This is a genomic window from Streptococcus halitosis (genome assembly GCF_023147855.1).
GTDB lineage: Bacteria > Bacillota > Bacilli > Lactobacillales > Streptococcaceae > Streptococcus > Streptococcus halitosis_B.
Genome location: NZ_JAHXOP010000001.1, coordinates 898,864 through 909,645 on the forward strand (window position 1 = coordinate 898,864; position 10,782 = coordinate 909,645).

Genomic DNA, 10,782 nt, shown 5'->3' on the forward strand with positions numbered 1-10,782 from the left:
TAATAATCTATCATCTATGATAGCGCTTTTTAAAATTTTATGCAAGCGTTTGCCTAATCTTTTTGATTCCTTTTTTAACTCCATAGTTTCCTAACTTCCAATTTTTTATTATAATAGAGGTCAGAGGTAAAAAAATGGAAAAACAAGCTTTTAGTTCTGAACAATATTTGAATTTACAACGCGACCATATCTTGGAGCGCATTAATCAATTTGACGGCAAGCTCTACTTGGAGTTTGGTGGTAAAATGTTAGAAGATTTCCACGCTGCTCGTGTTCTTCCTGGTTATGAGCCTGACAATAAAATCAAGCTCTTGCAAGAATTGAAAGAGCAGGTTGAGGTTGTGATTGCTATTAATGCTAGCAATATCGAGCATTCTAAAGCGCGTGGCGACCTAGGCATTTCTTATGACCAAGAAGTTCTTCGTTTGATTGACAAATTCAATGAGCTGGGAATTTTTGTTGGTTCCGTTGTCATCACACAGTATGCTGGTCAACCCGCTGCAGATGTCTTCCGCAATCAACTTGAGAAAAATGGGATTGATTCTTATCTTCATTATCCAATCAAAGGATATCCGACCGATATGGACCACATCATTTCTCCAGAAGGTATGGGGAAAAACGACTACATCAAAACCAGTCGCAACTTGATTGTCGTAACCGCTCCTGGACCTGGTTCTGGAAAATTGGCCACTTGTATGTCAAACATGTACCACGACCAACTCAATGGCATCAAGTCTGGTTACGCTAAGTTTGAAACCTTCCCAGTTTGGAATCTTCCCCTTCATCATCCGGTCAACTTGGCCTACGAGGCTGCAACCGCAGACCTTGATGATGTCAACATGATTGACCCCTTCCATCTTCAAACTTACGGAGAAACTACTGTCAATTACAACCGTGATATCGAAATCTTCCCAGTGCTCAAACGTATGTTGGAACGCATTCTCGGTGAATCTCCATACGCTTCACCAACAGACATGGGTGTCAACATGGTTGGCTTCGCTATTACTGATAATGAATCTGCTATCGAAGCTTCAAAACAAGAAATCATCCGTCGCTACTATCAGACTGTACTTGATTTTAAAGCTGAAAAAGTCGGAGAAACTGCTGTCAAGAAAATTGAACTGCTCATGAACGACCTCGGTATCACTCCTGCAGACCGTAAGGTTGCTGTTGCTGCACGCCAAAAAGCAGAAGAAACTGGTGGTCCTGCCCTAGCCCTTGAATTGCCAAGCGGGGAAGTCGTGACTGGTAAAAACTCTGAACTCTTTGGTCCTACAGCTGCCGCCTTAATCAATGCCATCAAAAAATCAGCTGATATCGCTAAGGAAGTGAAACTAATCGAGCCTGAAGTCGTCAAGCCAATTCAAGGTCTTAAAATCGATCATCTAGGTAGCCGCAATCCTCGCCTCCACTCAAATGAAATTTTGATTGCGCTAGCCATCACAGCTATGGAAAATCCAGATGCTGCGCGTGCCATGGAAGAACTTGGGAACCTCAAAGGAAGCGAAGCCCACTCAACCATCATCTTGACCGATGAAGACAAGAATGTCCTTCGCAAGCTAGGCATCAACGTAACCTTTGACCCATACTACCAATACGATCGCCTGTATCGTAAGTAAATAAACAAGGCTAGACAAAAACTCAATTTGAGAGAAAAATCCAGTAAATCTTTACATAATAAAAAAATCAAACGCATAATATCAAGTCTTTTGGACACTTGGTATTATGCGTTTTTATAATCTTCCATCCTCATTTATTTTAATGAAATTGTCAACTCGACAGAGGCTCCTCCTTGATCTGGATTGAGCAGGGTCAGACGGCCACCATGCAAGAGAGCTACCTGCTTAGAAAAGGCTAAGCCGATACCATGATGGGGATTAGCTGAATTGCGGCTTTGGTCACTCTGGTAAAAGAGCCGTTCCGCTCCCAGCAGCATCTCCTCTGAAAACGAAGGGCCGTTGTTCCAGATAGCAAAAACCAACTGATCCTGCTGCACTGATACCGTCAGCTTCACTTCCTTTTGGTCCTGATTAGCATGTTCAAGCGCATTCAGTAAAATATTGAGCAAAGCTCGCTTGAGATAACCCAAATGAATTGATAAAATCAGACTAAGCTCACAATCTTCTTGGAGAGAAAAACGATAGCTTTCCTGTTTGCTGAACAGTGCCCAATCGTCCTGGAGATAGGCCAAAAAGTCCTCTAAGGAAAGCTGACTGAACTGATTAGAATCAATCTGAAAAGCCTTAGCGTAATCAATCAAAGAGGCACAATATTCTTCCATCTTGTAACTAGCCTGCAAAATCTCAGCAGCATAGTCTGCCTGTGGCTGGCCTAACTGCGCCATTTCCAAGAGCTCAGCATTACCCTTAATCACAGTTAGGGGCGTTTTCAAATCGTGCGATGTCGCTGATAGCTGTAAAATCAACTCCTGATTATGCTGCTGCTCTTTTTCTAGAAGACGAGCATTTTCTTGGTGGCTGCTCCGTAAATCGCTATAGACTTCTAGCATTTCCTCAATCCGAAAAAGCTGGCTTTGATTTTCTTCTAGAAGCTTCTCGCTCGTTAGCATTTTTATTTCCCTGTCGATTTTTCGGAGCAATTTCAAAATATGATAAAAAGTAATCAGCAGCAAGCTCCCTGCCCAAAAGAACAAGGTGAAAAGAACGTGATCACTTCCTTGCCTAAATTGATAACCTATAAGTACAAAAATCAAAACATGGAAAAAGACGATCTTTAAACTGGTTGTCCAGACTAGGCTTTTGAAATTTCGGGTTCTAATTGCCATCTATAGCCTACTCCTCTCACTGTTGCGATTGCTTGCAACCCTTCTTGTTTACATTTTTGGCGAATCTGATATACGTATTCTGAGATGGAGCGAAGCTGTGTTTCTGAGCTTTCTGGATAAAGCAAGGTATGAAGACGTTCAGCTGAAAAGGTCTGCTTGGGATTGCTAGCTAGTAAATGCAACAACTTAAACTCTCGCTCTGAAAATTTCAAGACTTTACCAAAATAGGCAACTTCATAGCGCTCTGGATAAAATTGACAAGAAGCAATTTCAGAATATCGCTCCTCACGTCTTTCCTCCCGCCGAAGATGAGCTCTGACACGCGCCAGCAATTCTTTGGTTCCAAAAGGCTTGACAATATAGTCATCTGCTCCGCGAAAGAGTCCTTCCACTTTGTCCGCCTCTAACTCCTTAGCCGTCAAAAAGATAATCGGACACGAAAGATGAGGACGAATGTAGGAACACAGCTCAAAACCGTTAACAGGCTCCATCATCACATCCAGCAGAATCAAGTCATATCCGACAAAATGCGTCAGCTCTAGGTCTTCTATCCGATCAAGCGTCGTCACATCATAAGCATCTAGCTCTAGGACGTTTTTCACCAGCTTCAAAATGCTCCGGTCGTCATCAACTACCAAAATACGATACTGTCTCATGAGTTCCATTATAGCATACCTCTAGCGAACATCTCGTTTCAAGGTTAAAAATATGGCAGAGCTCCAAACCAAAGCTAACCATAAAAGCTGTATCCCCAGCCCTGAGAGATCTATTGACTGCTGAAGCCCTTCATACTCAAAAAGATTTAGGGTAGCCAGATCGGGCAGGTACTTTGCCTCCTTGATGAACGTTGCCAATAAACGGCTGAGACCAATCAAGAGAGGAAAGAGCACCGACACCGGCACAACCCAAGATTGAAAGAGCAAAGCGAGGCCGGCAGTTAAAAAAGCCAGAAAAATATTGCTGAGAAGACCAAAAGAGCTGTAATAAAGAAATTTCCCTAGTAAGGACCAGCTAAAGCTTAGGTCAAAACGAGCCAGCATAACAAGGAAACAACTGCCTATCATGACACTGTAGAGAACCAAGAGCAGCAAGTCCAGAAAAAGGAATTTCCCAGCCAACCAAGCCTTTCTATTTGATACGGTTAGAAAATTCGTTCGCATCCCAGACTTGACAAACTCTTGGGCAAAATAGAGAGAAGTGAAGATGACGATGACAGGCTGCGCCAGATAGAGAGCATGCAAAACCTCGCTCAGAGCCTTCGTCTGACCAACTGCTGTCTGACTATAGTTAAGATTCATCAGGAAAAAAGGAACGACTACCAGAACCACCAAGGCTGCACCAAGAGCGAGATAGTAAGAACGGAACTTAATCCATTCACTTCTAAGCAGAGCTTTTATCATCAGTATCGCCCTCCTAAATCCGTCTTCAAAAAGCGCAGAGAAGCCATGCCGCCGATGACTAGCAACCATGCACCAAGTATCAACAGCCCTTGCAAGGGATTGTTAGCATATTGGGAAGTTGGCGTTGCAGCAAACAACTCTCCTGCCGGCTGTGGCAAATAAGCTCCCCAACTCGTGTGAGCAGCTAGGTAGTTTCCTAAATTATAGATTTGGGGTACGAGAAAAAGCAGAGGAACTAGCATGGTCCGAGCCAATAAACCTAACAAAAACGAAAGGATTCCCAATAAGGTCAGAGATAAGGTTTTCCACAAAATCAAACTCCAAGCTGCCTGATTGAGCAGAATCGTATCAAGTCCTTCCTTTCCTAAAGCGAGATGCATGACCATATAACTAAAGTAGATTGATAAAAAGCTAGTGGCAAGAGAAAAGCAAGTAAAGGTCATGAGTTTCCCCACAAGCAACTTCAGGCGGTTATTACAGGTCAAGAGACTGGTTCTCAAGCTATGAGACTGAAATTCCATAGCTCCCAAAATTCCAGCTAAAATGACCAAAACCATGACCGCCATAGAAGCCCCGTTGAGACCTAGATATTCCAGCGGATCAATGGCGTTTATCAGACTGGGAACCGTCTCAGGCGTAGCATCCAAGCCAATAGACAAATACTGTCGACCCTCCAGCCAGGATACGACAGGCACCAATAGCAGCATGAGGGCCATACTCACTTTGAAAGCCTTGGTTGAGCGAATTTTCAACCATTCTGAATGCAATAAGGACATCGTTTCTTTCATCTTAAACCTCCTCTGTCAAATCAAAGAAGAGATCTTCTAGACTATCTGAATCTTGCAGCACCTCTTCCAATCGTCCCTGCTCAATAATTCGCCCATGATGAATCAAGACTACATCATCTGTCACCATTTGCACCTCTGATAGGATATGGGAAGATAGAAGTACCGTTTTCCCTAAATCAGCCTGCTGACGGATGAACTTTCTAAACCACTTAATCCCACTTGGATCCAGCCCATTAGTCGGCTCATCTAATATAAGAAACTGAGGATCACCCAGCAAAGCTGCTGCCAAACCCAAGCGTTGACCTTCCCCCAGAGACAGGCTTGACAAGAGGTCCTTCCTCTTATGAGCGATTCCAGTCATCTCCAAAACCTCATCGATCCGAGACTTGGGAATAGCATTACTTGCTGCAATAATCCTCAAGTGGTCATAGACCTTTCGATTTGGCAGACCGCCAATGCCATCAAAGGCTGCACCTACCGTTCTGAGCGGATAGGTCATTGATTGATAGGTTTGCCCATCAAAAGTTGCAGTCCCTGCTGTCGCCCAATCTAATCCCAAGAGAATCCTCAAGGTCGAACTTTTTCCTGCACCATTTGGGCCTAGAAAAGCTGTAATCCGACCGCTTCTAGCTGTAAAAGAAATATCTTCTAAAATCTGCTTGCTGCCATGCTTTTTGCAGACGCCTTCTATTTTCACCATATGTTCCATACTGAACTCCTTTATCTTTATTTTCTCCAGTATACCCAATCTAGTTCAGAATTAGTTCAGAGATTAAACAGAAATTTCAGAAAAAGTTGATCCACTTTTCAAAAGTCGCTCTAGCTTCATTAGAAAGAACTCAGTTTTTCTTTTCCTTTACTCCATTCTTTTTTATAATTCTGAGGTTTATGTATAGAGACTTTATTATCATTCTAGTCTCAAAAAGTTATTTATCAAACTCCATCAAGAGTAGGCTTTATGATATAATGAAAGAAGAAAACTGAAAGGATTTACCATGTCAAAAGAAGTTATTGTTGAAAGTTTTGAGCTTGACCACACTATCGTTAAAGCACCCTATGTTCGCTTGATTGGGGAAGAAACAGGGCCAAAGGGAGATATCATCTCCAACTTTGATATTCGCTTGGTGCAGCCAAACGAAGACTCTATCCCTACTGCTGGCCTTCACACTATCGAACACCTCTTGGCAAAACTTATCCGTACCCGCATTGACGGCATGATTGACTGCTCACCATTTGGCTGCCGCACAGGCTTCCACATGATTATGTGGGGACGCCATACCAGTGCTGAAATTGCAGCCGTTATCAAGGATTCGCTCAAGGAAATCGCTGAAACCACTACTTGGGAAGATGTCCCTGGAACAACCATCGAATCTTGCGGAAACTACAAGGACCACAGCCTCTTTTCTGCTAAAGAATGGGCGAAACTCATCCTGGAACAAGGAATCTCAGATGATGCCTTTGAGCGTCATGTCATCTAAACACAAAAAGGAACCAGCTTTTTAGCTAGTTCCTTCTTTTTTTTATTCTCAAAATCTTGAGTTAGGCTTTTTCACGAATAATCAAAACGCCATCTTCCATATCTGCTTCCAGATGTTTGGCATCTAGATGATCCAAGTGGAAGTCCGTCACCTTATCACGGATTTGTTGTTCCACCACGCGACGGAGTGGACGAACACCCATAACTTCATCATAGCCTTCTTCTGTGATAAAGTCCTTAGCTGCTTGACTAACTTCCAAATCAATGTCTTTCTTAGCCAAGGTTTGGTTGACTTCAGCCAACATCAAGTCCACAATCTTAGAAAGGTCTTCCTTATTCAAGTGTGAGAACTCGATAACTGCGTTAAAGCGATTGAGGAATTCTGGACGGAAGTATGGTTTCAAACGATCCATTAATTCTGGTTTATCTGCATCTTCTGTCAAGTTGGCTTCATAGCCAAATCCAGCATTTGATGTTGCGATAATGACAGTGTTCTTGAAGTTCACGGTATTTCCTTGACCATCAGTCAAACGACCATCATCCAAGACTTGGAGGAGAAGGGTGATTACTTGAGGATCAGCCTTTTCAATTTCGTCCAAGAGAATGATAGAGTAAGGATTACGACGAACACGTTCTGTCAAAGTATTGCTATTGTCATCATAACCCACATAACCTGCTGTTGTACCGATTAACTTAGAAACAGCTGTACGGTCACTATATTCGGACATATCCAAACGAATGATAGCGTCCTTAGTTCCAAACATATCGAGCGCCAATTGCTTAGCAAGTTCTGTCTTACCAACCCCAGTAGGCCCTACAAAGAGGAAGCTACCGATTGGGCGATTGCCTTCATCAAAACCAGCACGGTTACGACGGATGGCACGAGCGACAGCTTCTACCGCCTTATCTTGGCCAATAACCTTGTGTTCCAAGCGATGAGCCATATCTTTCAAACGTTCGATGTCTGATGCTCCCATTTGTGACACTGGAATACCTGTCATTCGTTCCACAGATTCAGCCACATCGTTGACACTTGCAGTCACTTTCATGTCTTCTGTGTGGTTTTCGATTTTTTTCTCCAATTCTGCAATGCGTGTTTTGGCATTAAGAGCTGCTTCAAAGTCTTCTGCCTCAACTGCTTTTTCTTGCTTGTCTTTTTCTGCCTCAATTTCACGTTCAACAGCATGCACATCTGTTACAGGATGTTGAGCTGCCAAGTGAGCAGCCGTTACATCGACAAGGTCGATAGCCTTATCTGGCAAGCTACGTTGAGGAATGTATTGGACAGAATAATCAACTGCTGCTTTCAAGACTTCGTCTGACAAAATGACATTGTGGTGTTGTTGATAGAGATCACGAATCCCTTGAAGGATTTTAAAGGTATCCTCTGCTGAAGGAGCATTGACCTTCACTTCGTTGAAACGACGAGCAAGAGCTGCATTTTTCAAGATGGTGTTACGGTATTCGTCTTGAGTCGTTGCCCCAATAACGGTCAACTCACCTCGAGAGAGAGCTGGTTTGAGAATATCTGCAAGCCCTTTAGATCCGCTGTCTCCACCAGTGCTACCAGCACCGAGAATTTGGTGAATTTCATCAAAGAAGAGGATAATATTTCCTGCTTCTTTTACTTCATTGACTAAGTTTTGAACATTTTCTTCAAAGCTACCACGGTATTGAGTACCAGCCTCAAGACCTGAGATATCAATAGAAATAATTTCCTTGTTCTTAATAGCAGCTGGAACATCTCCGTTCACAATGGCTTGTGCTAGACCTTCGACAACGGCTGTCTTACCAACACCTGCATCTCCGACTAGAACAGGATTATTTTTCGTACGACGTGAGAGGATTTCAGCTGTTTCTTGAATTTCCTTGTTTCGTCCGATAACAGGATCCAACTTGCCCTCACGAGCTTCTGCTGTCAAGTTACGACCTAGCTTAGCAAGGACACCGTCTTGTTTCATACCTGAAGCGTGTTGTTGCATTTGCACCTCAGATTCTGCATTTCCTGGTAATTGACCAGTTGCACGATAGTGAGCGAATTCCTCAGGTGTCACTTCTCGTCCATTAATCAAGTAGCGACGGTTCTCAGAACTGTATCCTCGCATGCCACCCATCAATTGGTTAAATAAATCATCCATGTTGTTAAAGTTATTAAAGTTGTTGTTCATATTCTTTACCTCGTTTATTCTTAATTAGATGCAATCTCTGATATTGACTATCTTTGACCTTTGTTTTAAAAAATTTAGACTAGCTATCTAGCTACTCTACGTATAATTTCTGGTTTTTCTTTTTTAAATAAGCCTTTTATCATTTTCTTTTCAAAGTCTGTTAGATTTAACATAGGCCTCACCCCTTTCTAGGGTATCTATCGTACATTTTCAAGAAATAGAATCATTGAAAATGAAGTTTTCTAAGGAAGTCATTTTCCTTATGTTTCTACTATACCACTTTGGTCAGTAAAAGTCAATAACTTTTTGACCAAATTTGACTATTTTAAAAAAATTATTTTGAAGTACAAAAAAGCCCCTAGAAAACGAATTTTCTAGAGACTTTCTCTATCAGGTTTAAGAGAGAAGTAGAATTCTCACTTACCAAGTTTCATGTTTCTTCTACGAAAGCTTAAGCTTTACGTTTTACGAAGAATACCAGTCCACTCAATGCCAAGACTACAAATCCAATTGCTGAGAAGATAGATGTTGCTTCACCTGTTTTTGGAAGTTCAGCTTTACCTTTAGTCTCCGTAGCTGGAGATGTTGGGTTTGGTTCCTCTTTTTCTCCTGGTTTATTTGGATCTGGATCCGGTGTTGGGTTTGGATTTGGTGTTGGATCTGACGTTGGTGCTGGATCTGGCGTTGGCGCTGGATCTGGCGTTGGTGCTGGATCTGGCGTTGGTGCTGGATCTGGCGTTGGCGCTGGATCTGGTGTTGGCGCTGGATCCGGTGTTGGCGCTGGATCCGGTGTTGGGTTTGGAACAGTGTATTTATTTGTAAATACAACTGCTTTACCATCTGCATATGAGACAGTCGCAGTCAAGAGACCTTGACCATCCGCAACTACTGTTACTGTTACAGTATGCTCAGTCTTATCGTATTCAATACCCTCTTCAGTACCAACTTTTTCAACCAAGGTATAAGTGTGAGTACCTGCTTCTTCGAATGAACGAACAAAGGCTACTTTACCTTCGGCAGTGTTCTTAGCTTCTGCTACAACTGCACCATTTTCTTTCAATTCGAAAGTATAAGCATCAGCCGCAAGTTCTTTACCTTCAAGTTTCTTAGTTGCTTCAATCGTAGCTTCTACCGCTGGTGCTTTAAAGCTATTCGTGAAGACACTACCTGCTGAGTATTCAACAGTTGCCTTCAAGGCATTTGTTGCTGCATCTTTGGTTACTGTTACCACTGCAGTCTTTTCTGTGTCATAAGTAATACCAGTTGCTCCGGCATTCACTTCTTTTACAGTATAAGTATGAACACCTTCTGCATTATAGTTGATTGCATTAAATGTTACTTTTCCAGCTTGGTTTGTTTTTGTATCAAGTTTGTTTGTACCTTCATACAATTCAAATTGGAATTCACCATCAACCAAAGTACGACCAGTCAATTCTTTCGTAAACTCAAGTGTTGCTGATGTAGCTGTTGGAGCTGGTTCTTTATAAGTGTTAGTGAAGACACGTTCTGCATCCGCATTTTCTACAGTCGCAACCAATTGACCTTGACCGTTATCTGCTACAGTTACTTTAACTGTGTAAGATTCTGTTGAGTAGGTCACACCTGCTTCTGTTCCTGATTTCTCAGTAATAGTGTAAGTGTGCTCTCCTGCTTCTGTGTAGTTGACGTTGAAGACAACTTCGCCTGAAGCAGTATTCTTAGCTTCTGCTACAACCGCATCTTTTTCTTTCAATTCGAAAGTATAAGCGTCTGCCACAAGCTCTTTACCATTCAAGACTTTCTTAGCCTTGATTGTCGCGCTTGTTGAAGCGGCTTTATAAGTGTTAGTGAAGACACGTTCTGCATCCGCATTTTCTACAGTCGCAACCAATTGACCTTGACCGTTATCTGCTACAGTCACTTTAACTGTGTAAGATTCTGTTGAGTAGGTCACACCTGCTTCTGTTCCTGATTTCTCAGTAATAGTGTAAGTGTGCTCTCCTGCTTCTGTGTAGTTGACGTTGAAGACAACTTCGCCTGAAGCAGTATTCTTAGCTTCTGCTACAACCGCATCTTTTTCTTTCAATTCGAAAGTATAAGCGTCTGCCACAAGCTCTTTACCATTCAAGACTTTCTTAGCCTTGATTGTCGCGCTTGTTGAAGCGGCTTTATAAGTGTTAGTGAA

General features: G+C 42.4%; 9 protein-coding genes. 2 read left to right on the forward strand and 7 right to left on the reverse strand.

All coding sequences use genetic code 11. The features are described 5' to 3' along the window. Positions 1 to 134: 134 nt before the first annotated feature. The gene (locus KZX55_RS04365) at positions 135 to 1,619 is read left to right on the forward strand and encodes a DUF1846 domain-containing protein (RefSeq protein ID WP_248024982.1); all 1,485 of its coding nucleotides are present in this window, start codon (positions 135 to 137) and stop codon (positions 1,617 to 1,619) included. Between the two features lie 134 nt (positions 1,620 to 1,753). On the opposite strand, the gene KZX55_RS04370 is transcribed toward KZX55_RS04365, so the two are convergent. From KZX55_RS04370 to KZX55_RS04390, 5 genes are read right to left on the reverse strand one after another with little or no spacing between them, the layout of a single operon-like run. Continuing rightward, entirely contained in the window at positions 1,754 to 2,785 is a 1,032-nt protein-coding gene (locus KZX55_RS04370; protein ID WP_248024983.1) for a sensor histidine kinase, read from the reverse strand. Beyond that, positions 2,752 to 3,450, reverse strand: coding sequence for a response regulator transcription factor (locus KZX55_RS04375; protein ID WP_248024985.1), 699 nt, complete (start codon positions 3,448 to 3,450; stop codon positions 2,752 to 2,754). Before KZX55_RS04375 ends, KZX55_RS04370 begins: the two co-directional genes overlap by 34 nt. A 12-nt stretch (positions 3,451 to 3,462) precedes the next feature. Continuing rightward, positions 3,463 to 4,185, reverse strand: a complete 723-nt coding sequence (locus KZX55_RS04380; protein ID WP_248024987.1) for a lantibiotic ABC transporter permease — start codon at positions 4,183 to 4,185, stop codon at positions 3,463 to 3,465. After that, positions 4,185 to 4,973 carry an ABC transporter permease gene (locus tag KZX55_RS04385; RefSeq protein ID WP_248024995.1) on the reverse strand — a complete coding sequence of 263 codons (789 nt, stop codon included), beginning with the start codon at positions 4,971 to 4,973 and terminating at the stop codon, positions 4,185 to 4,187. The genes KZX55_RS04380 and KZX55_RS04385 overlap by 1 nt, the downstream gene beginning before the upstream one ends. Position 4,974: 1 nt before the next feature. Continuing rightward, entirely contained in the window at positions 4,975 to 5,682 is a 708-nt protein-coding gene (locus tag KZX55_RS04390; protein ID WP_084872489.1) for an ABC transporter ATP-binding protein, read from the reverse strand. A gap of 286 nt (positions 5,683 to 5,968) precedes the next feature. On the opposite strand from KZX55_RS04390, the gene KZX55_RS04395 reads away from it, so the two are divergent. Beyond that, entirely contained in the window at positions 5,969 to 6,451 is a 483-nt protein-coding gene (locus tag KZX55_RS04395; RefSeq protein ID WP_000032544.1) for an S-ribosylhomocysteine lyase, read from the forward strand. Between the two features lie 61 nt (positions 6,452 to 6,512). Here the strand turns inward: KZX55_RS04395 and KZX55_RS04400 are convergent, their stop codons facing one another. Further along, positions 6,513 to 8,618 carry an ATP-dependent Clp protease ATP-binding subunit gene (locus KZX55_RS04400; protein ID WP_248024997.1) on the reverse strand — a complete coding sequence of 702 codons (2,106 nt, stop codon included), beginning with the start codon at positions 8,616 to 8,618 and terminating at the stop codon, positions 6,513 to 6,515. 451 nt (positions 8,619 to 9,069) lie between these two features. After that, on the reverse strand, positions 9,070 to 10,782 hold a 1,713-nt coding region (locus KZX55_RS04405), incomplete at its 5' end, for a Spy0128 family protein (RefSeq protein ID WP_248025005.1).

What these genes read in the sequence shown, in the direction of transcription:
- KZX55_RS04365 (WP_248024982.1), top strand. Translation starts at nt 135, where the DNA reads ATGGAAAAACAAGCTTTTAGTTCTGAACAATATTTGAATTTACAACGC.
- KZX55_RS04370 (WP_248024983.1), bottom strand. Translation starts at nt 2,785, where the DNA reads ATGGCAATTAGAACCCGAAATTTCAAAAGCCTAGTCTGGACAACCAGT.
- KZX55_RS04375 (WP_248024985.1), bottom strand. Translation starts at nt 3,450, where the DNA reads ATGGAACTCATGAGACAGTATCGTATTTTGGTAGTTGATGACGACCGG.
- KZX55_RS04380 (WP_248024987.1), bottom strand. Translation starts at nt 4,185, where the DNA reads ATGATAAAAGCTCTGCTTAGAAGTGAATGGATTAAGTTCCGTTCTTAC.
- KZX55_RS04385 (WP_248024995.1), bottom strand. Translation starts at nt 4,973, where the DNA reads ATGAAAGAAACGATGTCCTTATTGCATTCAGAATGGTTGAAAATTCGC.
- KZX55_RS04390 (WP_084872489.1), bottom strand. Translation starts at nt 5,682, where the DNA reads ATGGAACATATGGTGAAAATAGAAGGCGTCTGCAAAAAGCATGGCAGC.
- KZX55_RS04395 (WP_000032544.1), top strand. Translation starts at nt 5,969, where the DNA reads ATGTCAAAAGAAGTTATTGTTGAAAGTTTTGAGCTTGACCACACTATC.
- KZX55_RS04400 (WP_248024997.1), bottom strand. Translation starts at nt 8,618, where the DNA reads ATGAACAACAACTTTAATAACTTTAACAACATGGATGATTTATTTAAC.